We start from the raw sequence: 24515 nt of genomic DNA on the forward strand, positions 1-24515 counted from the left end.
TCCGATTCGCGTGACGCGCACAAATCCGGGCTCCCCGGCTTCAGGACAAGTCAGGCGGCGGGAGCCGCCTGGAAGTGTTTTTCGATGAGCCCCTTGATGTCCTCGTGGCAGCCGCCGCAGCCGGTGCCGGCGCGGGTTGCCTTCGACACCTCGGCCACCGTGGAGCAGCCATCCGCCACGGCACCCTGGATCTTGGCGCCGCTGACTCCGGCGCAGCGGCATACGGTGCCAGCCGGATCGGCGGGACCGGACGCGGCCAGCTGGTCCGGGCCATCGAGCCGGAGCAACAGCGACCTGTCGGCCGGCAGTTCCGCACCGCGTTCGAACAGTCCAACAAGCTCGGCGGCGGTCCGCGGCATGCCCACGGCCACCAGACCTTCCAGCACTCCGCCGCGGGTGGTCATCTTCACGTAGCGGCCGTGTTCCGGATCGGCCCACTGGGCGATCTGCAGCCGCGGCCGGCCGTTCACCGCGCCAGCGGTGAGCACGTCTTCGTCCCACGGCTCGGCACCGTTGTCGCCGGCCACAGCCATGTTCATGCCACGTGCCTTCAGCACAATCACGGCGGCCTGTTCCTGCGGCAGCTCCTGCAACGCCTCGGCCTCTTCCTGCGTGCCGGTGGCCAGCAGCGTCAGGTATTCGGCCAGCCATTCTGCCTGCCGCCACCCGGGTCCCACCAGGCCGGACGGGCCCTTCGCCGTGCGGCATTCGCCGCAGGCGGGGTCCGGGCAGCGGACCTCGGCGCAGTCGCCGATCGCGAAGATGTGCGGCTCGTGGTGGGCCCGCAGCCGGTGGTCCACCAGGATGCCGGTGCCGGTGGACAGTCCGCAGCCTTCGGCCAGCTCGGTCCGGGGACGGACACCGCACGAGATCACCAAGAGGTCGCCGTCGATCGCCGAACCGTCATTGAGCAGCAGTGCCGAGAATCCGCCGTCGGGCGCGTTGTGCTCCACTCCGGTGGACCGGGCGTTGCCGGCCATCCGGACGCCGCACCGGCGCAGGCTGGCCGCAAGGACCGCTCCGCCGCCGCGGTCGATGTTGCGCCCCAGCGGGTGCGGCCCGTTGTGCACCACCGTGACGGTGGCGCCTTCCTCGGCAGCGGCAAGGGCTGTCTCTAGGCCCAAGACACCGCCGCCCAGCACCACAACACGCTTGCCGCCGTCCACCGCTGCGCGCAGAACCGAAGCGTCGCGAAGGTCCCGGAGGGCTGTGACGCCGGCGGGAAGGACGGGGGAGGCCGGATCCGGGTTGATGCCGGTCAGGTTGGGAATGACAGGCCGGGAACCGGTGGCGAAGACCAGCCGCTCATAGTGGACGGAGGTGCCGTCGGTGAGGATCACCTGCTGGCGGGCGCGGTCCACGCGGCGGACCCGGACGCCAAGCCGGACGTCCACGCCGTCCGCCGTCAAGGCGGCCGCGTCGGAGAGCGCCAGGGCATCGGCGGTGGTGCGTCCCACGCCCAGATCGGCCACCAGCACACGGTTGTACGCGGCCTCGGCCTCTTCGCCCACCACGGTCAGGCTGACGTGCCCGTCGCGGACCGCGGGCAGCAGTTCATCGATCAGGCGGGCAGCCACGGGACCGAAACCAACAACGACAATCTGCTCACTCATGAGGCCTCCGATGTCTGAAGAACACTGTTCTGAAGTCCGGTTGCGACCGCCCGGACCCACACCTTGTTGAACTTGAATTCGGGCATCCCGGAAATGGGATCCGTTGCCGCCTCGGTGAGGCGGTTGGCGCTTTCAAGCTCCGGGAAATGGAACGGCAGGAAGACTGTCTCGGGCCGGATCGCGGTGCTGAGTTCCGCACGGCAGACCACCTCGCCGCGTTCATTGGCCACCGAGACAAAAGCCCCTTCGGTGATGCCCATGGCGGCCGCTGCGGCGGGGTGGATCTGCATTTTTGCTTCGGGCTGGGTGGCCAGCAGCTCGGACACCCGCCGGGTTTGCGTCCCGGACTGGTAGTGCTCCAGGAGGCGGCCGGTGATGAGGGTCATGGTTTTCGCGGCCGGGTCCGGGTTGGCGGCTGGCGTACGACGACGGCGGGGCGTCACCGGGGTCATGACCGCCTTGCCGCCGGCGTGGGCGAACGTGTCCAGGAATAGCCGGGGCGTGCCGGTGCTGCCTGCGGGGTACGGCCAGTAGGCGGCCTCACCGCGGTCCAGCATGGCGTAATCAATGCCGGAGTAGTCGGCATGCCCGCCGGCCGAGGCCAGCCGCAGCTCCTCGAAGACCGTTTCCGGATCTTCGCTGTACGTGGACGGGGCTTCGAGCGCTTCGGCGAGCCGTGCCATGATCCACAGTTCGCTGCGTGCGCCGGCGGGCGGCTGCAAGGCCCGGCGGCGGCGGAGCACGCGTCCCTCGAGGTTGGTGAGCGTGCCCTCCTCCTCGGCCCACTGCAGGACCGGGAGGATGAGGTCGGCTTCGGCGGCGGTCTCGGACATAAAGAAGTCGCAGACCACCAGGAAATCCAGGCTGCGGAGCCCGGCGATGACGGCGTTCGCGTCGGGGGAAGCCACCGCAATGTTGGAGGCATGCACAAAAAGGCACCGGACGCCGTCGGGCTGTCCCAGCGACTTCAGCAACTGGACGGCGGGCAGTCCCGGACCGGGAATGGTTTCCTCCGGGACACCCCAGACGCCGGCCATGTGGGCGCGCGCGGCGGGGTCGGTGATCTTTCGGTAGCCGGGGAGCTGGTCGGCCTTCTGGCCGTGCTCGCGGCCGCCCTGGCCGTTGCCCTGGCCGGTGAGGGTGCCGTAGCCGCTGCGGCGTGAACCGGGCAGGCCCAAGAGGAGGCTGAGGTTGATCGCGGCGGTGGCGGTGTCCGTGCCGTCCACGTGCTGCTCCACACCGCGTCCGGTGAGGATGTAGCTGCCGCCCTTGCCCGCGCCGTCGGCGAGCCTGCGGGCCGTTTCCCGGATGAGCTCAGCGGGGACGCCGGTGAGGGACTGGACGCGTTCGGGCCAGAACGAGTTGACGCTGCGGACCACTGCTTCGTAGCCGGTGGTGCGTGCCGCGATGAATTCGTCGTCTGCCAGACCCTCGTGGATGATCACGTGCGAGAGGCCCAGCAGGAGGGTGAGGTCGGTGCCCGGCAGGGGCTGGAGGTGAAGGCCACCGCCGTCGGCCGTGAACTTGGCCGTGGCTGAACGGCGGGGATCCACCACGATCAGCCCGCCGGCGTCGCGGGCGCCCTGGAGGTGCTGCACAAACGGCGGCATGGTTTCGGCCACGTTGGAGCCGAGCATCAGGATGGTGCTGGCGGAGGCCAGGTCGGTCAGCGGGAACGGAAGGCCACGGTCCAGGCCGAAGGCTCGTATCCCGGCGGCCGCGGCGGAGGACATGCAGAAGCGGCCGTTGTAGTCGATGCGTGAGGTGCCCAGGGCCAGGCGGGCGAACTTGCCCAGCATGTAGGCCTTCTCGTTGGTGAGGCCGCCGCCGCCGAAAACCCCGACGGCGTCCTTGCCGTAGCGTGCCTGCGTGTCCTTCACGGCGGTGGTGACCAGCGCCAGGGCCTGGTCCCAGCCGATGGGGCGATGGACGCCGTCGGCGCCCTTGAGGAGGGGTTCGGTGACCCGTCCGGGGTGGTTGAGGAGCGTGGCTGAGGTCCAGCCCTTGCGGCAGAGGCCGCCCCGGTTGGTGGGGAAATCGCGTCCTTGGACGTCGAGGGGCACTTGGAGGAGGGGGACTTTGATGGTGGCGTCCGCAGCGGCCAGCGCTGCGGATTCAGCCGGCACGGGGGCTGACCCCGGCTCGGAAGCCGGGGTCAGTACCGCTGGTGACGTGAGCGTCATGGCGCACTGCAGGGCGCAGTAAGGGCAGTGCGTGTCGGCGCTTTTGGTCATGTTAGACGTGTCCCATCGCGTTTCGGTTGGCGTTGCGGATGTAGAAGGCCCAGCAGACGACCAGCATCACGACGTAGGCTCCGACGAATCCGTAGAAGGCCGGCGTGTAGGATCCGCTGGCGGTGTTGGAGGCGTTCAGGACCTGCGGGATAACGAAGCCGCCGTAGGCGCCGATGGCCGAGATGAGGCCGAGGGCCGAGGACGCGAGCCGCTGGGTCTGGACCGTGCTGGCTCCGGACTTCGCTGCCCGGCTGGACGTGGCGAAGATGATGGGGATCATCCGGTAGGTTGCGCCGTTGCCGAAGCCGCTGGCAGTGAAGAGCATCAGGAACAGGACCAGGAAGAGCCAGAAGTTCTTCAGCGGCAGGGTCCAGATCATGGTCAGGGTGATGACGGCCATGGAGGCGAAGGCCGCCACGGTCATCCGGGCCCCGCCCATGCGGTCAGCCATGCGTCCGCCGTAGGGGCGGGCGAGTGAACCGACCAGCGGGCCGAGGAAGGCCAGCGAGAGTGCCACGGTGCCGACTCCGATGGAGGAGAAGGCCGGGAAGTAGTCCTTGATGAGCTTAGGGAACACGCCGGCGAAGCCGATGAACGAACCGAAGGTGCCGATGTACAGCAGCGCCATGATCCAGAGGTGCGGTTCCTTGAGCGCCGCGACCGAGCCGGCCACGTCACCCTTGGCGCTGGTGAGGTTGTCCATGTACTTCCATGCACCGAAGGCGGCGATCAGGATGAAGGGGATCCACATCCAGCCGGCCATCGGCAGGTTGACGCTGCCGACCGCGAGCAGGGTGATCGCAATCGGGACGGCGAGCTGTGCGACGGCGGCACCCATGTTGCCGCCGGCGGCGTTCAGGCCGAGAGCCCAGCCCTTTTCACGGGCCGGGTAGAAGAACGTGATGTTGGCCATGGAGCTGGCGAAGTTGCCCCCGCCGAAGCCTGCGAGTGCTGCCACGAGGAGCATGACACCGAACGGGGTTTCGGGGTTGGAGACGCAGAGTCCCAGACCGATGGCGGGAATGAGAAGGAGGAGAGCGGACACGATGGTCCAGTTCCGGCCGCCGAAGCGGGGAATCATAAAGGTGTAGGGGATCCGGAGCGTGGCGCCTACCAGGCTGGGCATCGAGATCAGCCAGAAGATTTCCGAGGTGGTGAACGTGAAGCCGGCTGCCGGAAGCTGGACCACCACGATGGACCAGAGCTGCCAGACCACAAAGCCGAGGAACTCGGCGAAGATGGACCAGTTCAGGTTGCGGCGGGCGATGGTGCGGCCGGCGGACTCCCACTGTTCCTTGTTTTCCGCATTCCAGTTGGCGATCCAGCGGCCAGGGCGGAATTCAAGGGCGGGGGCGTCGGTTGTACGGGTGGAGGGCTGGGCGCTGGCGGATGAGGACAGGCCTTCGTGCAGCGGGTCGGTGTCTATATCTACGGAATTGCCGGTGCCGGCATCTGCGTTGCGGTCAACAGTCACGGTGGACCTCCTCATGGGGGATGTTGTTCTTCCACGGTAGAGAACGTGCGTTTCACGGACGGTCGCCGTTTGTTAACGCGCTGTGACATTTGCCTATCGGCAGCCGGCCGGCGGCGTGAGGAGAGTTAACGGACCGAAGGATGAGACATGCGCCACTAGTCCAGATGCTGGACCAGCCGTCCATTTACTGGACGGCTGGAAGTAATATCGAACTCTAACTACTGTGCGCCGGGTCTCACCAGGTCCGGCCGGTTCTCAGGAAGGAGTTCCTATGTCATCCATACAAACCACCGTGGAGCCAGGATCCCCCAAGGCGGTGAACTCACGCGGCCGCGTGATTGTGGCCAGCCTGATCGGCACTACCGTTGAGTTCTACGACTTCTACGTCTACGCCACCGCCGCCGTGCTGGTCTTCCCGGCGCTGTTCTTCCCCAACCAGAACGAGACCACCCAGCTGCTCAGCTCCTTCGCTGTCTTCGGGGTGGCCTTTGTTGCCCGCCCGCTGGGTTCCATCGTCTTTGGCCACTTCGGCGACAAGTTCGGCCGCAAGGGCACCCTGGTGGCCTCGCTGCTGACCATGGGCATTGCCACGTTCCTCATCGGCTGCCTGCCCACAGCGCTTGTCCCGGGCTGGCAGTTCTGGGCCCCGGCACTGCTGGTGGTCATGCGCTTCGCCCAGGGCCTGGCCCTTGGCGGCGAATGGAGCGGCGCGGCCCTGCTGGCCACCGAAAACGCTCCGGCCAACAAGCGCGCCATCTACGGCACGTTCCCGCAGCTGGGGGCGCCCATCGGCTTCATCATCGCCAACGTGATCTTCCTGGTGGCCAGCTACGCGCTGACGCCGGCCGACTTCCTGGCCTGGGGCTGGCGCGTGCCGTTCCTGCTCAGCGCCGTTATGGTGATCATCGGCCTCTACGTCCGCCTCAAGCTGATCGAAACGCCTGCCTTCACCAAGGTGCTCGAATCCAATGAGGTGGCCAAGCTGCCCCTGGCCCGGGTCTTCAAGACCAGCTCGCGCCCGCTTATCCTGGGCACGTTCATCATGCTCGCCACGTACGTGCTCTTCTACCTGATGACCACGTTCACGCTGACCTACGGCACCCGCGCGTCCACCCTGGATGCCGCCAAGGCTGCCGCCGAGAAGGCAGGCAAGCCGATGTCCGAGGCCGCCGCGGCCGCGTTTGTTCCCGGCCTGGGCTTCACCCGCAACGACTTCCTCTGGATGCTGATTGCCGGCGTCGTGTTCTTCGGCATCTTCACCCTGGTTTCCGGACCGCTGGCGGAGAAGTACGGCCGCCGCAAGATGCTGTTGACCGTAACAGGCGGCATCTTCGTCTTCGGCCTGCTGTTCGTCCCGCTGTTCAGCGGCGGCTTTGTGGGCACCATGGCGCTCCTGGTCATCGGCTTCTCGCTGATGGGCCTCACATTTGGCCCCATGGGTGCGCTGCTGCCGGAACTGTTCCCCACCAACGTGCGCTACACGGGATCCGCCGTCAGTTACAACGTGTCCAGCATCCTGGGTGCTGCGGTGGCCCCGTTCATCGCCGTTGCGCTCTGGGAGCTGGCTGACGGCAGTCCGGTCCTGGTGGGTGTCTACCTGACTGTGATGTCGGTGTTGACGCTGATTGCGCTGTTCGTGAGCAAGGAAACCCGCGACCTGGACTACGAGAACAACGTAGCCTGACGCCCCGCCGTCGGGCGTTCCAGCCCGGTTGCTGACAGAAATGCCCGGCGTGTTCCCCGTTATTTCGGGGAACGCGCCGGGCATTGCTGTTTCCGGGCGGGACCAATTGGGGAGGAGCGTACGACGGCGGCGCTCGCTACCCGTCGGCAGGCTCAGCCGGCGTAGCGGGCCACGAAGTTTCGGAGGATCTTCATGGGCTCCGTGGCCGTGTACGTCCGCGCGTCAGCCATGAGCTCCTCGGCGGACTCCGGCGGGAAATATCCGGCATGCCGGTAGATATCGATCCGTGTGACCAGCCCCTCCGCGTCCAGTTCCGGGTGAAACTGTGTGGCGTACAGGTTCTGCTTGATGCGGAACATGTGGACGGGGCATGCGTGGGAGGAGGCCAGCAGCACCGCGTGGGAGGGCAGTCTAGTGCACGCCTCCTTGTGCCCGGTGAAGGCGGTGAAACGCCGTGGCATCCCGTGCAGGAGCGGATCCGCGAGCCCCGCCTCCGTCAGCTCGATTTCCACCCCGCCCAGCTGTTCGCCAAAGGTCCTGTCGATCACGGCGCCCTGATGCCTGCCCAGCGTCCCCACGCCGTAGCAGGCGCCCAGAAACGGAAAGTCGAGGGCAACGATCCGGTCCAGCAACCCGGCCAGTTCCCGCTCCACCCGGTGCTGGGTTTCGGTCTTGTGGTCTGACGGGTCGCTGGACGTGAAGGGACTCCCGCCCACAATCACGCCTGAGAATTCGTTCAGGTCCAGTTGCGGCAGGGGAGCAGCCTCAAGCCGGACACGCCTCAGCTGCGAAGGGGTCAGCCCGCCATACGTCAGGTATGCCTCATACTCTTCCTCTGCGGCGGCGTCTTCAGCCCGGGAGGCAAGGAGGAGGAAAGGCTTCACACGCTAAGTGTGCCTTTCGCCCCAGCTCAACGCCAGAGGACACAGCGCCAGCCTGCGGTTGGCGCCGGAGCACAGCCCCGGCGCCAGAGGCACGAACGCTGTCAGTGGCTGACGGGCTGCGCGAAGGATCGCCGGGACTGCGGCTGCGCGGCCGGGTCTGCGTGGCGGTGGACCAGCTTCCAGTAGCCTTCTTCGCGCCGGAAGATGCTGGTCACACGGAGCGCGAATTCCTCTGGCGCTGCGGCGCTCTCCAGCCGGGCACGGAAGTGTTCCGTTTCCACCAGGTAGGCCGTGTCGCGTGCGGTGTAGGAGGTGATGGTGTCGAACCCCAGCATCTCGCCGTCCTGGAACTGCCGGGACGCCTGGTCCAGCCGGGCCTCCACCTGGGCCCAGCCACGTGCAATGCCGCCGAACGGGTTGGCCAGCGTGACGTCGTCGAGCCTGGAATACAGGTCCTTGACGGCACCGGGATTCCCGCGGGTGATTTCCGGAACCGCCAGGTGGTAGCGGTCTACTTCTTCTTCAAAACTGGGTGCGAGCATGGGGTGCCTCCGGCAGGGTCTAGTCTTCGATCGTGGCGATGACGGCGCCGGCCGAAACCGTCTCACCGGCCACTGCGTTGAGTCCGGTGATGATGCCGGAACGGTGCGCGGTCAGGGGCTGTTCCATCTTCATCGCTTCGAGAACCACTACCAGGTCACCCTCGGACACAACGTCGCCGTTGGCCACGGCAACCTTGACGATGGTGCCCTGCATTGGGGAGGTCAGCGCGTCGCCGGCGGCGGCCGCAGCCGCTCCGCCTGAACGGAGGCGTTTCTTGGACTTGTTGGACTTCGCGCCGGCGGCGGAACCCGCCCCGATCGAACCAAGGGAGGCCGGCAGGACAACCTCGAGGCGCTTGCCCCCCACTTCAACCACCACGCGCTGGCGTTCACCGGCGTCGCCACTGGCTTCAGCGGTTCCGTCCGGCGTCCAGGCGGGAATGTTGTTGACGAATTCGGTTTCAATCCAGAGGGTGTGGATGCTGAAAGGCCCTTCCGCGGGCGCAAAAGCGGGGTCCGAAACAACGGCGAGGTCGAACGGGATAACGGTGGGGATGCCCCCTACCACCATTTCTTCCAAAGCGCGTCGCGAACGCTGCAGGGCCTGGGCGCGGGTGGCGCCGGTGACGATCAGCTTGGAGAGCATCGAGTCGAAGTTGCCGCTGATGACATCGCCCTCCTCCACGCCGGAATCGATCCGGATGCCGGGGCCTGTGGGGTTCTTCAGGGTGGTGATGGTACCGGGGGCGGGCATGAAGTTGCGGCCCGGGTCCTCGCCGGTGATGCGGAATTCGAACGAGTGGCCGCGGACCTCGGGGTCGCCGTAGCCGAGCTCCTCGCCGCGCGCCAGCCGGAACTGTTCGCGGACCAGGTCGATGCCCGTGACCTCTTCGGAGACGCAGTGCTCCACCTGGAGGCGGGTGTTGACCTCGAGGAAGGAGATGGTGCCGTCCTGGCCCACCAGGAACTCGCAGGTTCCGGCGCCGAGGTAACCGGCTTCCTTCAGGATCGCCTTGGAGGATTCGTAGAGGCGGCGGTTCTGCTCTTCGGTGAGGAACGGGGCCGGTGCTTCTTCAACGAGCTTCTGGTTGCGGCGCTGCAGCGAGCAGTCACGCGTGGAGACGACCACGACGTTGCCGTGGGCGTCCGCGAGGCACTGCGTTTCGACGTGGCGCGGGGCGTCCAGGAAGCGTTCGATGAAGCACTCGCCGCGGCCGAAGGCTGCAGTGGCCTCACGGACGGCAGACTCGAAGAGCTCCGGGATTTCTTCGCGGGTGCGGGCCACTTTGATGCCACGGCCGCCGCCGCCGAAGGCTGCCTTGATGGCCACGGGCAGGCCGAACTTGTCCACGAACTCGAGGATTTCCTCGGCCGACTGCACAGGATCGGCGGTGCCGGGGACCTGGGGGGCTCCCACTTTCTCCGCGATGTGGCGGGCCTGCACCTTGTCGCCGAGGGCCGAGATGGCCTCGGGGGACGGGCCGATCCAGGTGATGCCGGCCGCGATGACCTTGGCGGCGAACTCGGCGTTTTCGGCGAGGAAGCCGTAACCGGGGTGGATGCCGTCGGCACCGGACTGGCGGGCAACGTCAATGATCTTGTCCATCACCAGGTAGGACTCCGCGGCGGTGTTGCCACCGAGGGAGTAGGCCTCGTCGGCCAGCCTGACATGGAGCGCGTCGCGGTCCGGATCGGCGTAGACAGCCACGGAGGCAATGCCCTCGTCGCGTGCCGCGCGGATGATGCGCACTGCGATTTCGCCTCGGTTTGCGATCAGCACCTTGGTGAGGTTCGACTGCACGGGACTAGCGGACTGCTCCAAATTTGCTGACAAGGCGTCTCCTTCTTTCCTTCAGGGAGCCTAGCGCGATTTTGTGGGTTCCGCCGATGTTACTTGCGGTTTCCGCGTGTAAACGGGCGCGGCTTTGTAGGGAACCTACAATTGGTCGGAAAATCGCCGCAATTATTCGTCGGACCACAGGTCCGTGATGCGTACGTTTGCGTGCCCGAGGAGACTGCGCAGCGTGGAGACTGACAGCCCGACGACGGCGTGCGGGTCCCCGTCCACCTTCCGGATGAACGCCCCGCCCAGGCCGTCGATCGTAAACGAGCCGGCGCAGTGCAGCGGTTCGCCCGTGGCGATGTACGCGTCGATCTCTTCCGGATCCATCTCCGTGAAGTGGACCTCGGCGGAGGCGACTGCCCCGAGCGTGGCGCCGGATCCCGGTGCCGTGATGCCGCCGTCGGCCGCTGCGTCGGTGCTTATCTCGGCGGGCTCGTCATCGGCTGCCGTCGCGCGGCAGTCCACCAGCCAGTGCCCGGTGTGCAGGACACCGCTGTTGCCGCTCATCCGCAGCATCCGTTCGCGGGCGACGGCGGCCGTGTACGGTTTGCCGTGCGCCTCGCCGTCGAACTCGAAGACGGAGTCGCAGCCGATGACCAGCGCGCCCTCCGCTTCCGGCAACGCGGCTACCGCCTCGGCCTTGGCGCGGGCCAGCAGCAGCGCGGTATCGTGCGGATCGGTGACGCCGTACCGGGCCTGGACCGCGTCTTCGTCCACATCGGAGACGAGCACGGAGTGCCGGATGCCGGCGTCGGCCAGGAGTTTGGTGCGGGCGGGGGACTGGGAGGCGAGGATCAGGCGGGTCACCGCTCAAGCGTAGCTTCATCACCATCCCACCCAACGCTCTCTCACTTTTGGCGCGTTTTTCCCCAACGCTCTCTCAGCCGCGGCCTTAAGGGTGCAGGAGGGTTCAGCAATATGGCCTCAAAGGTGAGAGAGCGTTCCCCGAAAAGGGCCCAAACGTGAGAGAGCGTTGCCTAGTGGACGGGCTCGGTCAGCTTCTGCGGCTCGTTTTCGCGGCGTTCCAGCCGGGCGCCCTCCACGTCCACGTCCGGCAGGATCCGGTCCAGCCACTTGGGCAGCCACCAGGTCTTTTCGCCCAGCAGGTACATCACAGCCGGCACGATGGTCATGCGGACCACAAACGCGTCCAGCAGCACACCGAACGCCATGGCGAAGCCCAGCGGCCGGACCATGGTCAGGTGGCTGAAGATGAAGCCGGCGAACACGCTGACCATGATGATAGCGGCGGCGGTCACCACGGCGCCGGCATGGCTGAAGCCGATGCGTACGGCCTTTTTGGCCGGGGCGCCATGCATATAGGACTCACGCATGCCCGACGCGATGAACACCTGGTAGTCCATCGCCAGGCCGAACAGCACACCGATCAGGATGATCGGCAGGAAGCTCAGGACCGCGCCGGGATTGGCGACGTCGAACACTCCACCCAGCCAGCCCCACTGGTATACGGCCACCACCAGGCCGAAAGCGGCGGCCAGGGACAGCAGGAAACCGCCGGTTGCCAGGAGGGGAACCACAATGGAGCGGAATACCAGCAGCAACAGGATGAGGGAAAGCCCGACGACGATCGCCAGGTACGGCGGCAGGGCGTCACCGAGTTTTGTGGAGACATCGATGTTGCCGGCGGTCTGCCCGGTCAGGCCGATGGTGACCCCCGTTTCGGCCTGGATCTGGGTGCCGCGTTCGCGGAGTTCGCTCACCACCTGCACCGTGCCGGCCTTGGCGGGCCCCTCTTCCGGGATGACCTGGAATACGGCGGTGCGGCGGTCTTCACTCAGTGCCACGGGCACTGTTGCCACTACGTTGTCCACGCCGCGGATCAGGTCCGCGACGTCATACTGCAGTTCCTGGGCCTGGGCTTCGTCCAGGCCGGCCGGGAATTCACCCACCACCACAATGGGGCCAGTGACGCCTTCGCCGAAGCTCCGTGCGGTGACGTCATAGGCCTGGTAGGCCTCGGAGTCCACCGGTTCGGAGCCGCCGTCGGGCAGCGCCAACTGGAGCTGAGCGGCGGGCAGGGCCAGCGTTCCCAGCAGGAGTACGCCGGCGACGAGCGCCACGACGGGGTGCCTGGTAACCAGGCCGCCCCAGCCCCGGGTGCTCTTTTCCTCATCCTTGGCGTGGTCGGCAACCTCGTGGCCGGCCTCGGCGTTGTGGGCTTCGGCCTTGGCCCACGCCCGCCGGGAAATGATGCGCCGGCCGATCAGGGACAGCAGAGCCGGGGTCAGGGTGAGCGCCACAAGGACGGCAACCGCGACGGTGCCTGCTGCTGCCAGGCCCATCACGCTCAGAAACGGCAACCCGGGCACCACCAAGGCGGCCAGGGCAATGATGACCGTCAGGCCGGCAAAAAGCACGGCGTTGCCCGAGGTTCCGGTGGCGCGTGCCACGGACTCCCCGGGGTCCAAGCCTGCCAGCAGCTGGGTCCGGTGCCGGTTTACGATGAACAGGGAGTAGTCAATGCCCACGGCGAGGCCAAGCATCAGCGCGAGCATGGGGGAGATGGAGCTCATCTCGAAGGCGCCGGACAGGGCGAACGTGATGCCCACCCCGACGCCAACGCCGATGACGGCCATCAGCAGCGGCAGGCCCGCGGCAATGAGCGTGCCCAGCATCAGGATCAGGACCAGGGCCGCCACCCCGATGCCGATGATTTCGGCCGTGCCGAAGAGTTCTGAAATGTCTTCGGTGATTTCCTTGCTGGCCAGTGCCGTTACGCCCGCGGACGAAGTCTGATGCACGATGTCCTGGACCTGCTGGCGCACCGCCGGGGTGAGGGCGTTGATGGAGGTGTTGAACTGCACCTGTGCCACGGCAGCCTGGCCGTCCGCCGAGACAAACCGGATCCCGCCGGATGCCTCCGCCTGCCGCTTGCCCAGATCGAGCTTGGCCTTGGCGGCCTCCCATTCCTGTGTGCCGGCGTCGAGCTGCGCCTGGCCCTGTGCCAGGGCGGCCTTCTGCGCTCCGAGCTGGGCCTCGATCATGGCTGCTGTTGCGCCGCCGGCAGCGAGCTGCTGCTCCGCGGCGTTCAGCTGCGCGTTGCCGGCGCCGAGCTCGGCACGTGAGGCATCCAGGCGGGCCTGGCCCGCGGCAAGCTTCTGCTCGCCGTCGGCGATGGCCTGCCCGGCCTGGTCCAGCTGGGCCTGCGTGGAGAAGGGATCCACCGTGGCCTTGACGTCAGGCAGGTCACCAAGCTTGGTGAGGGCAGCCGTGACGGCGGCGCGGCTGCCGTCAGTAAAGCCGCCTTCCGGGGCTTCAAAGACGATCGTGGCCGAGCCGCCCGACGCTGCCGGCAGTTCCTGCTTCAGCTTGTCCGCGATCCGCTGCGTTTCAGTGCCTGGAATCTGGAAGTTGTTGGACAGCGTGCCGTGGAAGGCGGCTGCTGAGCCGCCGACGGCCACCAGCGCCGCGAGCCAGAGCGAAATGACCAGCCAGCGGTGGCGGTAGGAGAACTTGCCGAGGCGGTAGAGCAGCAGGGCCATGTCAGAGCCGTTCTTTGTTGAGGTGGGTAGTGGCGGTTGTGGACGTCGCGGAGGGGCCGGCTGCCGGAACGGGGCTGCCAAAGCCGGAGCCGAGGTGGCCCATGGCGTCAATGAGCAGTTGCCGCAGGACAGCGAGTGATGCGGGGGAGAGATCGGCGCCGCATCGGGCGAACCACACGTCCATGGCCGCCTTCCCGCAGGAGATGACGGAGCCTGCGAGGGCGCGCAGGTACAGTTCGTCGACGACGGCGCCCGGGGTTCCGGCGAAACGCTCCCGGGCCGCGCTGATGATCTCTTCGGTGCAGTGATCCCACGCCTCAAGTTCGGACCGGGACAGGACCGCGTTGTCCTGGGTGAGGGTGAAGAGCTCAGCCAGCGGCGCCACCGTCATGGGGTCGGCCAGCTGCATCAGGGCCGCGCGCGCGGATTCGAGGATGGGCTCGTCGGCGGGCCGCTGCCGGAACTGCTGAAGTGCGTTGTCCAGAAACCCGTGCGTCATCGAGGCCAGGGCGGCCTCGGTGCTGCTGAAGTAGTTGAAGAAGGTGCGGCGCGAGATCCCGGCTGATTCGGCAATGTCTTCCACCGTGAAATTCCCGGGTCCCTGGGCGCGCAGCAAGGTCAACGCGGCATCGGTAATGGCCTGGCGCGTGGCGGCTTTGTTCAGCTCACGGCGCGAGAGAAGTTCGGGCATGAAATTACACTACGTGCAAGTTTGCACGCCGCGCAAGTTGATTCACAGGAAGATGAAAGGTTCCCGACAGCTGAGCCTGAACCTGCCGCCGAAGACTGGAAGAGTCCCGTCTGGGACATCTTCACCAGCCGTCACCGGACGGCAGATCCAGGAGACAAGAATGGTACGCACAAAGAGAATTGCCCTTGGCCTCACGGCCACCGCGCTGGCCCTTGGCGCCGGGATCGGCGTCGCCGGCATGGCGTCCGCAACCACGACGCCGACGCCCACCCCCAGCGCCAGCTCAAGCGCCTCGGCCGACGGGAGCACCGGCACTGCCCCAGCTGAAGGGAAGGGCATGCGGGGTGGCCATGGCCACGGCGGCTTCCGCGGCGTGGACGCAGCGGAACTTGCCACCAAGCTGGGCGTGGACGAGGCCAAGGTGACGGAGGCCCTGAAGGCCTACCGCGAGGCCAACAAGCCCACCACCCCGCCGGCCGACGGAACTGAAGGAACCCGGCCGGACCCGGCCGCGAAGCAGGCTGAGCTCGCGAAGTCCCTCGCGGCGACGCTCGGCATCGACGAGGCCAAGGTCACGGCGGCGCTTGAAGAGCTGCGCACCGCCGAACAGGCAGATCGCGCCGCGGCTCTGAAGACCCGCCTGGACCAGGCCGTCACCGACGGCAAGCTGACCCAGGCCGAGGCCGACGCCGTGACCAAGGCTGTCCAGAGCGGAGTCATCGGAGGTGGCGGCCGCTAACAAACAAGACACCCCACCCCCTGGACAAGCTCAGGGGGCGGGGTGTCTCTTTGGCGGGGCTGGAGCGTCAGGCCTTCGCGTCGGCCAGTTCGCGTCCGGCCTCCGGCGCTTCAGTACCTCCGGCGATGGCGGAGGGGTCCGTGGCTGAGGAGTCGGCGTCGTCGTCCACAAACGGAGTGCCGTTGCGGGGTGCGTTGTAGAGCGCCTCGTCGAGCATGCCCTGCCGCTTGGCCACGATGGTGGGCACGAGGGCCTGGCCCGCCACGTTGACCGCGGTGCGCCCCATGTCCAGGATGGGGTCCACCGCGAGCAGGAGTCCGACGCCGGCCAGGGGCAGTCCCAGCGTGGAGAGCGTCAGGGTGAGCATCACCACGGCGCCGGTGGTGCCGGCCGTTGCGGCGGAACCGAGGACCGAGACGAGGCCGATGAGGAGGTAGTGGCTGACCTCCAGCTGGACGCCGAAGAACTGGGCCACAAAGATGGCGGAGATCGCGGGGTAGATCGCAGCGCAGCCGTCCATCTTGGTGGTGGCGCCCAGGGGCACGGCGAAGGAAGCGTAGGCGCGGGGAACGCCGAGGCTGCGCTCGGTGACGCGCTGGGTCAGCGGCAGGGTTCCGATCGAGGAGCGGGACACAAACGCGAGCTGCACGGCGGGCCATACCCCGGAGAAGTACTGCTTCACGGACAGGCCGTGCGAGCGGATCAGGGCCGGGTAAACCACAAACAGCACCAGGGCCAGGCCAACGTAGATGGCGAACGTGAACTTGCCGAGCGCGCCGATGGTGTCCCAGCCGTACACGGCCGCGGCGTTGCCGATCAGGCCCACCGTGCCGAGCGGGGCGATGCGGATGATCCACCAGAGGACCTTCTGGATGACGGCCAGCGCCGACGCGTTGAGGTTCAGGAACGGCTCGGCAGCCTTGCCCACCTTGAGGGCGGCGACGCCGACGGCGATGGCAATCACCAGGATCTGGAGCACGTTGAAGCTGAGGGAGGTGCTGACTGTGGTGGCCGCGGTGGCGCTTTCAGTCACGGTGGAGCTGGCACCCAGTCCGAGGAAGTTCTTGGGGAACAGTCCGATCAGGAAGGACCACCAGTCACCGGACTTGCCGGCGTACTTGGCCTCCTGGGTGATGCCGGTGTTGGCGCCGGGCTGCAGGAGCACGCCGAGGCCGATGCCGATCACGACAGCGATCAGGGACGTGATGGCGAACCACAGCAGGGTGTTCCAGGCCAGCTTGGCGGCGTTGGAGACTTGGCGCAGGTTCGAGATCGAGCTCACCACGGCGGTGAAGATCAGAGGAACCACCGCAGTCTGCAGCAGTGAAACGTAGCTGGAGCCAATGGTCTGCAGCGTGGCGCCGAGGCCGTTGGGGGCCTCCTTGGTGCTGCCCGTGTACTTGGCCAGCAGGCCGAGGCCCAGGCCCACAATGAGGGCGGCGATGATCTGGAAACCGAACGAGCCGGCCCACTTGGGCAGCTGGAAGCCGGTCTTTCCTGCGGATTCGGGGGTGCGGGTTTGAGTGCTCACCAGAACACGCTAGGCCCGGGTTTCTTATCACGGCGAACAGATGTTGAGAAATGTTACGCCGCCCCAGTGCCACAACAGGCCAGGAACCCCGAAAATCCCGTACCAATCAAGGCAATTGTGAAGTTATTCCCAGCGGCCATGTGCCAAAAGTCACCCCCAAGAGGCGCGGAGGGGACACATCCGGCAGCGTGCGTCAAAGCGACGAAGGAGCAGCACGCCGAGGATATGGCCCCTCAGGGCCTCACCCGGCGGAGCAGTTAGCTGAGCAGCGCCCGGCGGAGGGTATCGAGGCCTACGGAGCCGATGTTCAGCGCTCGCGTGTGGAAGGCCTTGAGGTCGAAGCCGGGCCGGGTTTCGAGGTCGGCCCGGATCTGTTCCCAGAGGCGCTGTCCCACTTTGTAGGACGGGGCCTGGCCGGGCCAGCCGAGGTAGCGGGTGAACTCGAATTTGAGCTGGCCTTCGCTGATGGGAAGGTTCTCCTTGAGGAAGTCGTAGCCCGCCTCCGGGGTCCATGTTCCGCTGCCCCAGCGTTCGGGGATCTCAAGTTCCAGATGGACGCCGATGTCGAACACCACGCGGGCCGCCCGCATCCGCTGCATGTCCAGCATGCCCATGTGGTCGCCGGGATCGGCCAGGTAGCCGAGTTCCTGCATAAGCTTTTCGGCGTACAGGGCCCAGCCCTCGCCGTGGCCGGAAGTCCAGCAGATGTTCCGCCGCCACTTGTTCAGCAGTTCCCGCCGGTAGGTGGCGGTGGCCACCTGCAGGTGGTGGCCGGGGACGCCTTCATGGAAGACCGTGGTGGTCTCGGCCCAGGTGGTGAAAGTGTCTTCGCCGGCGGGAACTGACCACCACATCCGGCCGGGACGGCTGAAATCATCGGAGGGGCCCGTGTAGTAAATGCCACCCTCGTCGGTCGGGGCGATGAGGCATTCGAGCTTCTTCATCACGTCCGGGATCTCGAAGTGCACGCCGGCAAGCTCGGCAACTGCCTTGTCCGAGAGTTCCTGCATCCACGCCTTGAGGGCCTCCGTGCCCTTGAGTTGGCGGGCAGGGTCGTTGTTGAGGACATCCTTGGCCTCCTCGATGCTGGCCCCAGGCTTGATGATGGACGCAACATTTTCCTGCTCGGCGATGAGCCGGTCGAGTTCCTGGACTCCCCACGCGTAGGTCTCTTCGAGGTCGACGGCGGCGCCCAGGAAGGAGCGCGAGGCCAGGGCGTAGCGTTCCCGGCCGACGGCGTCCTGCTGCGGCGCGGCAGGGAGCAGTTCCGTGCGGAGGAACTCCGCGAGCTCCCGGTAGGCACCCCGGGCAGCGGCAGCGCCGGCGTCGAGCGTTTCCTGCGTTTCGCCCGGCAGGGGACCGTCCGCAGTCCGGGCCTCGGCGGCGAGCTTGGCGAAGAAGCCGTCTTCGGCGGCGTATTTGGCGGTCTGCTCGATGACAATTGAGACCTGGCGTTCGGACGCGACCCTGCCCGCGTCCCGGGCCTGGCGCAGTGATTCGGTGTAGCCGCGGAGGGCGCCCGGGACGTTCAGCGCGCGGCCGGCGATGTGTTCCCAGTGCTCAGCCGTGTCTGTGGGCATCAGGTCGAAAATGGCCCGGATGTCCTGTGCGGGGGAGGCGATGTTGTTCAGCTCCGCCACGTCCCAGCCGGACTCGTGGATTTCCAGCTGGAGGCCCAGCCGTTCCCGCATGGCGTCCAGGGTGACGGTATCGACGTCGTCCTGGGGCGCGAGGCCCTCCAGGGCAGCAAGGGCCTTGCGGGCTTCCGCTGCGAAACCGGCGATGCCGGCGGGGGAGTAATCCGGGTACTCGGTCTCATGCCCCGGCAGCCCCAACTCGGTGGCAAGCGACGGGTTCAGGCGGATAAGTGTGTCGGTATAGCCATCCGCCACGGCATCGATGGCGGAGTGCGGACGGGCGGCGGGGGCGGCATCGGTAGTCACCCCACGAGCCTAACCCCGGCTCCGCCTCCAGGCGCCAGGACCCGGCGTCGGGGCGAGCCGCAGCTGCTGGCGGCGCACCCAGTCGCGGGCGGTGGGCTTCCCGTCGGCCACGGCGTCCGCGCTGCCCAGGGAAAGCACGACGGCGGTCAGCGCCGCGAGCTCCTCGGCCGACGGTTGCCCTTTGACTACAGAAAGCACGGGGGCATCGGCGGGCGCGTTGGTTTCTACAGGCTCAACCAACGGGGCTCCGACCGGCGGATCTTTCGCGATCACAGCGGGATGTTCCCGTGCTTCTTGGTGGGCAGGCTCGCCCGCTTGTCGCGGAGGGCGCGGAGGCCCCTGATGATCTGGCCCCGGGTATCGGACGGTGCGATGACCGCGTCCACGTAGCCCAGCTGGGCGGCCTGGTAGGGGTTCAGCAACTCTTCTTCGTACTGGCGGATCACTTCGGCGCGCCGGGCCTCAACGTCCCCGCCGGCCTCGGCAACGGCGGCCAGGTCGCGGCGGTACAGGATGTTGACGGCGCCCTGGGCACCCATCACGCCGATCTGCGCCGTGGGCCACGCCAGGTTCAGGTCCGCGCCGAGCTTCTTGGAGCCCATCACGATGTACGCTCCGCCGTAAGCCTTGCGGGTGATGACCGTCAGCTTGGGGACGGTGGCTTCGGCGTAGGCGTACAGCAGCTTGGCGCCGCGGCGAATGATGCCCTGGAACTCCTGGTCCTTTCCGGGCAGGAATCCCGGAACGTCAACGAGGGTGATGATGGGGATGTTGAAGGCGTCGCAGTGGCGGACAAAGCGGGCGGCCTTCTCCGAGGCGGCAATGTCCAGCGTGCCGGCGAACTGCAGCGGCTGGTTGGCCACGATCCCCACGGTGTGTCCCTCAACCCGGCCGTAGCCGATCATCACGTTGGGGGCATACAGGGACTGCATCTCCAGGAAGTGTGCGTCGTCAACGATCTGCTCGATGACTGTGCGCATGTCGTACGGCTGGTTGGCAGAGTCCGGGACGAGCGTGTCCAGGGCGAGGTCGTCGTCGTTGATCTCCAGCTCCTGCTGGTGCTCCAGAACCGGGGCCTCTGCGAGGTTGTTGGACGGCAGGAAGTCCAGCAGCTCGCGGACGAACTCGATGGCATCGGCTTCGTCGGAGGCGAGGTACGTGGAGGTGCCTGTCGTGGCATTGTGCTGGCGGGCGCCGCCGAGGGTTTCCATGTCCACGTCTTCGCCCGTGACGGTCTTGATGACGTCCGGTCCCGTGATGAACATGTGCGAGGTCTTGTCCACCATCACCACGTAGTCCGTGAGGGCGGGGGAGTAGGCCGCGCCGCCGGCGGACGGTCCCATGATGAGCGAGATCTGCGGGACGACGCCGGAAGCGTGGACGTTATTGCGGAAGATGTCGGCAAACATGGCCAGGGAGGCCACACCTTCCTGGATGCGGGCACCGCCGCCGTCGAGGATGCCCACTACGGGGCAGCCGTTGCGCAGGGCGAATTCCTGGACCTTGACGATCTTCTCGCCGTTGACCTGGCTCAACGATCCGCCGTAAACCGAGAAGTCCTGGCTGTAGACGGCAACGGGACGCCCGTCCACGGTGCCGTAGCCCGAGACCAGCCCGTCGCCGAGCGGCTTCTTCTTTTCCATGCCGAAGGCGGTGGAGCGGTGCACCGCCAGCGCGTCAAGCTCCACGAACGAGCCTTCGTCCAGCAGCAGGTCAACGCGCTCGCGGGCAGTGTTCTTGCCGCGGGCATGCTGCTTCTCGATGGCTTCGGGGCCGGAGGGTTGTTCTGCACGGGCCTGGCGGTCGCGGAAATCGGCGATCTTTCCCGCTGTCGTTGTCAGATCGTGGCTCATCAAGTGTCTCCGGCTCTGTAGCAGATTGGTGCTGTAACAATGTGGTGCTGCGTGCGGTGGTAACTGGCAGGTCAGGTGCGGGATTTAAGTAGATTCCACACAAAAGACGAACCCTGCTGGCTAGTCTAATGACGCATCTGCGTGGGACGACTGTAGAAAACCTACAATTTTCCGCACTTTCCAGCGGTCAGCGCTATGTTACTTGCCAGTAACATAGCTCGGCTACAGTGGAGCCATGACTTCCAGCAACGATGCAAGGTCCACTGCCGCAGGGCCCTACCAGGCCACCGGGTCCCTTCGGGGCCGCACCATTCTGATGTCCGGCGGCAGCCGCGGCATCGGGCTGGCCATTGCCACCCGGGCCGCACAGGACGGTGCCAATATTGTCCTGATGGCCAAGACCGGCCAGCCCCACGCCAAGCTGGCAGGCACCGTCTTCAGCGCCGCCGAGCAGGTGGAGGCCGCCGGGGGCCAGGCCCTGGCAATCGTCGGTGATGTGCGCAGCGACGAAGACGTCGCAGGAGCCGTGGCGGCCGCCGTCGAACGCTTCGGCGGGATCGACATCGTGCTCAACAATGCATCCGCTATTGATCTCTCCACCACCGACGACGTGGACATGAAACGCTACGACCTGATGCAGGACATCAATGTCCGCGGCACGTTCCTGCTGTCCAAGCTGTCACTGCCCGCCCTCCGCAAATCGGCCCACGCGCACATCCTGACGCTGTCGCCGCCCCTGAACCTTGACCCCCACTGGGCAGGCAGGCACCTGGCCTACACCATGGCCAAATACGGGATGAGCCTCACCACGCTGGGCCTTGCCGAAGAACTCAAGGCCGACGGAATCAACGTCAACTCGCTCTGGCCGTGCACCCTCATCGATACCGCGGCCATCCGGAACATGCCCGGCGGCCAGGAGATCGTCCAGGCCGCGCGCGGACCGCAGATCATGGCCGACGCAGCCCACGCCGTCCTGACCGGCAGCAACCTGGCCGGCGCCGGTGCACCCAGCGGCAACTTCTATACGGACGAACAGGTGCTCCGCGCGGCGGGTGTCACCGACTTCCGTCCGTACAGCCTCGGGGCCGCGGAGGATCGCCTGGTTCCGGACATATTCCTCTGAGCCACGGGTTCCAGTCATGTGGCTGTGGGAACCGCCAGCGGCGGCGCCTGAGTCGATAGGATTCAACCATGGATGACTCACACACCCCAGGAAATCCGTTGGATCGTGGAGCCTTGGCGGACCAGGATTTCCTGGCGGCCACAGGCATCGCCAAGGTGGTGGTGGTGGACTCCACCGGTTCCACCAACGCTGACCTCCTGCGCTCGGTGACGGTTGAGCCAAAGGAGTGGCCGGACCTGTCAGTGCTGACGGCCGAGTACCAGACCGCCGCCCGCGGACGCCTGGACCGGCGGTGGGAAGCGCCGCCGCTGAGCTCGGTGTCGGTGTCCCTGGTCCTGCGGCCCGCCAATGCCGAAGGCAGGCCCCTGCCCACGCACACGTATTCATGGCTGTCACTGCTCGGCGCGCTGGCGCTGCGGGAGACGCTTCTTGAGACCGCGGGTATTCCGGCCGAGCTCAAGTGGCCCAATGACGTCCTGGTCCGTGGCCGCAAGATCGCCGGGATCCTGGCCCAGCTGGGGCCCATGGGGGACGGCTCTGTTCCTCCGGTCATTTTGGGGACCGGCCTGAACGTGACTTTAACCGCGTCGGAACTCCCGGTGCCCACAGCGACGTCGGTTGCCCTGGAAGAACCGCTGACCGTTGATCGGACCGTGCTGCTCAAGAGCTACCTCGCCCATTTCGCCGTGCTCTACCGCAGCTTCTGCAATGCCGACGGCGACCCCACCGCCGGGATTGCCGGCGGCCCTTCGCTCCACAAACGGGTGGAGTCCGCCATGGTGACACTGGGCAAGCAAGTGCGCGCGCAGCTGCCCGGTGACCACGAGATCATCGGGCACGCTTCGAGGCTGGACGAGTACGGCTCACTGCTGGTGGTGGACAAGGACCGCCGCGAGCATGTGGTCACCGCCGGCGATGTTGTCCACCTGCGCCCATGGACCCCGCCGGGCCAGGGCACCGAAAGCGGCTATGCGTAAAGGCCTCGTGCCGGGCGAGCAGGTCATTACAATCACCCGCCCGCAGCCGAGGAAGCTGGCCGGCCCGGCCGCAGCCTTCATTGCGGCACCTGCCGCTGCAGCTTTTGCCAGTGCCTGGACCGTGCGGGGTGAGGCTACCCGGCTGGTGCCGGTGGCTTCCGCCGACTGGACACCGTGGATCGTCCTGGCATGCGTCCTGGCCGCTGCGTGGATATGGTTGGCATATTGCCTGCCTCGGCTGCTGCGGTGGCAGGCAACCCGGTACATCCTCACGAGCAGGCGGATTGTTGCCCGCTACGGCATGATGCGGCGCCGGGGCGAGCAGGTCAACCTCGCGGCGATCCGCAACGTGACGGTCCACCAGTCGGTGCTGCAGCGCATATTGCGCTCCGGGAATATATCCTTGGAAACCGGGTACCAAGGTGTGGTGAACATCCAGGACGTCCCGGAAGCAGTACGGTTCCGGGACTTCGTGCTGGATGCGATTGACGAACTGCCTGCGGGCGGGGACCCGGGGACTGATGAGATATCGGATTACACAGACGAAGCGTTGCCGTGGGAGTTGAGAGAAGGTGGAGACGATGAACGATGAGGACCAGCGGGACGAAGCGGACCTGCCGGCTCCCGCCGTACCCGAAACTGCCCACCCGGCAACAGGCACACTCTCTCCGGAACGAGTGGCTGCCAAGGCTCTGGAGACCCGGCTGCTGGGCGGCGAACGGAAGCTGCGGCGCCGTGAGGTGGCTGCCGGTGCAGGGCTGTCCCTCCTTTCGGCCCGGAAGCTGTGGCGTGCCCTCGGCTTCCCGAACTTCGGCGACGAAGACGTCGCCTTCACCGAACGGGATCAGGCTGCGCTGTCCACCGTGGTTGACCTGGTCCGCACCGGGGTGCTGACCGAGGAAGCCGCCATCTCCGTGACCCGGTCCATCGGGCAGATGACAGACCGCATGGTGGTCTGGCAGATCGAGGCCCTCGTGGAGGACATGGTCCACGAGCAGGGCGTCACGGACGCTGTGGCCCGCAAACGCCTGGTGAAGGAACTTCCCTCCCTGCTGGATGCACTGGAGGAGATGCTGGTCTATTCGTGGCGGCGGCAACTCAATGCCGGCGTGCAACGCCTGGCCGTGCGCGCCGAGGCCGGCCTGCAGGCCAGCGAAGAAGGCCGCGACGGCGATGAAGACGACGCCCCGCTGCCGTTGGCCCGCGCCGTCGGCTTTGCTGACCTGGTTTCCTATACGAGTCTCTCCCGCCGGATGAATGAAAAGACCCTCGCCCGGCTGGTCCAGCGCTTTGAGAACAAATGCGCCGAGATCATTTCCGTTGGCGGCGGGCGGCTGGTCAAGACGGTAGGCGACGAAGTCCTGTATATCGCGGAAACTCCGGCTGCCGGAGCCGAGATCTCGCTGGCCCTGGCACAGGCGTTCACCGAAGACGAGATCCTGCCGGAAGCGCGCGTGGCGATGGTCTGGGGCAGGATCCTGTCCCGGCTGGGGGACATCTACGGCCCCACGGTCAACCTCGCCGCCAGGCTTACCACGTTGGCGGATCCGGGAACGGTCCTGATCGACTCCATGACTGCGTCCGCGCTGGACCAGGACAAGCGCTTCATTCTCGTTCCGCAGCCTGCTGAAAATGTCCGTGGGTTCGGCGAAATCCATCCCGTGCTCTTGGCGCGCGGTCAAGGAAAAGGCCTGGTCCTCGACTAGCCGGAACCGGGACGGTCCGCGAGCCATGGAATACCCCATTGCTGAGCGTCAGGGACGTGTTTGTCCTGACCTGCGGGTTTATCCAGTTGTTGGCGTATCGCGATATAGTCGACCCTGGCGGCGGCCTGTCCCGCAGCGCCAGGGGAGCGCTCCCCATCGCGGCAGCAGCCATGCT

19 protein-coding genes are annotated in these 24515 nt (G+C 66.7%); 6 read left to right on the top strand and 13 right to left on the bottom strand.

Going from position 1 to position 24515, the window contains the following annotated elements:
- Positions 1–50 precede the first annotated feature (50 nt).
- The 3 genes from ASG77_RS18100 to ASG77_RS18110 are packed head-to-tail and all read right to left on the bottom strand — an operon-like array spanning position 51 to position 5321.
- Positions 51–1613 carry an FAD-dependent oxidoreductase gene (locus ASG77_RS18100; RefSeq protein WP_056348115.1) on the bottom strand — a complete coding sequence of 521 codons (1563 nt, stop codon included), beginning with the start codon at positions 1611–1613 and terminating at the stop codon, positions 51–53.
- The gene (locus ASG77_RS18105) at positions 1610–3847 is read right to left on the bottom strand and encodes a molybdopterin oxidoreductase family protein (protein WP_056348117.1); all 2238 of its coding nucleotides are present in this window, start codon (positions 3845–3847) and stop codon (positions 1610–1612) included. Before ASG77_RS18105 ends, ASG77_RS18100 begins: the two co-directional genes overlap by 4 nt.
- A gap of 1 nt (position 3848) precedes the next feature.
- Entirely contained in the window at positions 3849–5321 is a 1473-nt protein-coding gene (locus ASG77_RS18110) for an MFS transporter (protein WP_056348119.1), read from the bottom strand.
- A 271-nt stretch (positions 5322–5592) separates the two neighbouring features.
- Between ASG77_RS18110 and ASG77_RS18115 the strand changes: the two genes are divergently transcribed.
- Complete coding sequence (locus ASG77_RS18115; RefSeq protein WP_056348122.1) at positions 5593–7005, top strand: MFS transporter; 1413 nt, start codon at positions 5593–5595, stop codon at positions 7003–7005.
- Positions 7006–7157: 152 nt separating this feature from the next.
- Here ASG77_RS18115 and ASG77_RS18120 read toward each other — a convergent pair whose 3' ends face one another.
- From ASG77_RS18120 to ASG77_RS18145, 6 genes are all read right to left on the bottom strand, one after another.
- A complete protein-coding gene (locus tag ASG77_RS18120) occupies positions 7158–7889 on the bottom strand; it encodes a glutamine amidotransferase (protein ID WP_056348124.1) in 732 nt (243 codons plus the stop codon).
- A 101-nt stretch (positions 7890–7990) separates the two neighbouring features.
- Positions 7991–8431, bottom strand: coding sequence for a YybH family protein (locus ASG77_RS18125; protein WP_056348126.1), 441 nt, complete (start codon positions 8429–8431; stop codon positions 7991–7993).
- Positions 8432–8450: 19 nt separating this feature from the next.
- Positions 8451–10265, bottom strand: coding sequence for an acetyl/propionyl/methylcrotonyl-CoA carboxylase subunit alpha (locus tag ASG77_RS18130; RefSeq protein WP_056348128.1), 1815 nt, complete (start codon positions 10263–10265; stop codon positions 8451–8453).
- Between the two features lie 129 nt (positions 10266–10394).
- Complete coding sequence (locus tag ASG77_RS18135) at positions 10395–11081, bottom strand: Maf family protein (RefSeq protein ID WP_056348130.1); 687 nt, start codon at positions 11079–11081, stop codon at positions 10395–10397.
- A gap of 170 nt (positions 11082–11251) precedes the next feature.
- Positions 11252–13777 (bottom strand): MMPL family transporter, encoded by a 2526-nt coding sequence (locus ASG77_RS18140; RefSeq protein ID WP_056348132.1) that lies wholly within the window; start codon positions 13775–13777, stop codon positions 11252–11254.
- Position 13778: 1 nt separating this feature from the next.
- Positions 13779–14468, bottom strand: a complete 690-nt coding sequence (locus ASG77_RS18145; RefSeq protein ID WP_056348134.1) for a TetR/AcrR family transcriptional regulator — start codon at positions 14466–14468, stop codon at positions 13779–13781.
- Positions 14469–14628: 160 nt separating this feature from the next.
- Between ASG77_RS18145 and ASG77_RS18150 the strand changes: the two genes are divergently transcribed.
- Positions 14629–15207: a hypothetical protein gene (locus ASG77_RS18150; RefSeq protein ID WP_056348136.1), complete on the top strand. Its 579-nt coding sequence runs from the start codon at positions 14629–14631 to the stop codon at positions 15205–15207.
- A 67-nt stretch (positions 15208–15274) separates the two neighbouring features.
- On the opposite strand, the gene ASG77_RS18155 is transcribed toward ASG77_RS18150, so the two are convergent.
- The 4 genes from ASG77_RS18155 to ASG77_RS18170 all read right to left on the bottom strand — a co-directional run bounded on the left by ASG77_RS18155 (position 15275) and on the right by ASG77_RS18170 (position 20534).
- Positions 15275–16738, bottom strand: coding sequence for a dicarboxylate/amino acid:cation symporter (locus ASG77_RS18155; protein ID WP_056348138.1), 1464 nt, complete (start codon positions 16736–16738; stop codon positions 15275–15277).
- Between the two features lie 257 nt (positions 16739–16995).
- The gene (locus ASG77_RS18160) at positions 16996–18681 is read right to left on the bottom strand and encodes a DUF885 domain-containing protein (protein ID WP_056348140.1); all 1686 of its coding nucleotides are present in this window, start codon (positions 18679–18681) and stop codon (positions 16996–16998) included.
- A gap of 9 nt (positions 18682–18690) precedes the next feature.
- Entirely contained in the window at positions 18691–18954 is a 264-nt protein-coding gene (locus ASG77_RS18165; protein WP_235564657.1) for an acyl-CoA carboxylase subunit epsilon, read from the bottom strand.
- On the bottom strand, positions 18951–20534 hold the full coding sequence (locus ASG77_RS18170) for an acyl-CoA carboxylase subunit beta (protein ID WP_056348142.1): 1584 nt from the start codon (positions 20532–20534) through the stop codon (positions 18951–18953). The genes ASG77_RS18165 and ASG77_RS18170 overlap by 4 nt, the downstream gene beginning before the upstream one ends.
- A gap of 235 nt (positions 20535–20769) precedes the next feature.
- Between ASG77_RS18170 and ASG77_RS18175 the strand changes: the two genes are divergently transcribed.
- The 4 genes from ASG77_RS18175 (at position 20770) to ASG77_RS18190 (ending at position 24340) form a co-directional block, all read left to right on the top strand.
- Entirely contained in the window at positions 20770–21657 is an 888-nt protein-coding gene (locus tag ASG77_RS18175; protein WP_056348145.1) for an SDR family oxidoreductase, read from the top strand.
- A gap of 68 nt (positions 21658–21725) precedes the next feature.
- Complete coding sequence (locus ASG77_RS18180; RefSeq protein WP_056348146.1) at positions 21726–22634, top strand: biotin--[acetyl-CoA-carboxylase] ligase; 909 nt, start codon at positions 21726–21728, stop codon at positions 22632–22634.
- Positions 22627–23226, top strand: coding sequence for a PH domain-containing protein (locus tag ASG77_RS18185; RefSeq protein WP_056348149.1), 600 nt, complete (start codon positions 22627–22629; stop codon positions 23224–23226). Before ASG77_RS18180 ends, ASG77_RS18185 begins: the two co-directional genes overlap by 8 nt.
- Positions 23216–24340, top strand: coding sequence for an adenylate/guanylate cyclase domain-containing protein (locus ASG77_RS18190; RefSeq protein WP_056348150.1), 1125 nt, complete (start codon positions 23216–23218; stop codon positions 24338–24340). Before ASG77_RS18185 ends, ASG77_RS18190 begins: the two co-directional genes overlap by 11 nt.
- Positions 24341–24515 lie beyond the last annotated feature (175 nt).

The organism is Arthrobacter sp. Soil762 (genome assembly GCF_001428335.1).
Lineage (GTDB): Bacteria > Actinomycetota > Actinomycetes > Actinomycetales > Micrococcaceae > Arthrobacter.

What these genes read in the sequence shown, in the direction of transcription:
- ASG77_RS18140 (WP_056348132.1), bottom strand. Translation starts at nt 13,777, where the DNA reads ATGGCCCTGCTGCTCTACCGCCTCGGCAAGTTCTCCTACCGCCACCGC.
- ASG77_RS18170 (WP_056348142.1), bottom strand. Translation starts at nt 20,534, where the DNA reads ATGAGCCACGATCTGACAACGACAGCGGGAAAGATCGCCGATTTCCGC.
- ASG77_RS18175 (WP_056348145.1), top strand. Translation starts at nt 20,770, where the DNA reads ATGACTTCCAGCAACGATGCAAGGTCCACTGCCGCAGGGCCCTACCAG.
- ASG77_RS18185 (WP_056348149.1), top strand. Translation starts at nt 22,627, where the DNA reads ATGCGTAAAGGCCTCGTGCCGGGCGAGCAGGTCATTACAATCACCCGC.
- ASG77_RS18115 (WP_056348122.1), top strand. Translation starts at nt 5,593, where the DNA reads ATGTCATCCATACAAACCACCGTGGAGCCAGGATCCCCCAAGGCGGTG.
- ASG77_RS18180 (WP_056348146.1), top strand. Translation starts at nt 21,726, where the DNA reads ATGGATGACTCACACACCCCAGGAAATCCGTTGGATCGTGGAGCCTTG.
- ASG77_RS18105 (WP_056348117.1), bottom strand. Translation starts at nt 3,847, where the DNA reads ATGACCAAAAGCGCCGACACGCACTGCCCTTACTGCGCCCTGCAGTGC.
- ASG77_RS18150 (WP_056348136.1), top strand. Translation starts at nt 14,629, where the DNA reads ATGGTACGCACAAAGAGAATTGCCCTTGGCCTCACGGCCACCGCGCTG.
- ASG77_RS18145 (WP_056348134.1), bottom strand. Translation starts at nt 14,468, where the DNA reads ATGCCCGAACTTCTCTCGCGCCGTGAGCTGAACAAAGCCGCCACGCGC.
- ASG77_RS18100 (WP_056348115.1), bottom strand. Translation starts at nt 1,613, where the DNA reads ATGAGTGAGCAGATTGTCGTTGTTGGTTTCGGTCCCGTGGCTGCCCGC.
- ASG77_RS18190 (WP_056348150.1), top strand. Translation starts at nt 23,216, where the DNA reads ATGAACGATGAGGACCAGCGGGACGAAGCGGACCTGCCGGCTCCCGCC.
- ASG77_RS18125 (WP_056348126.1), bottom strand. Translation starts at nt 8,431, where the DNA reads ATGCTCGCACCCAGTTTTGAAGAAGAAGTAGACCGCTACCACCTGGCG.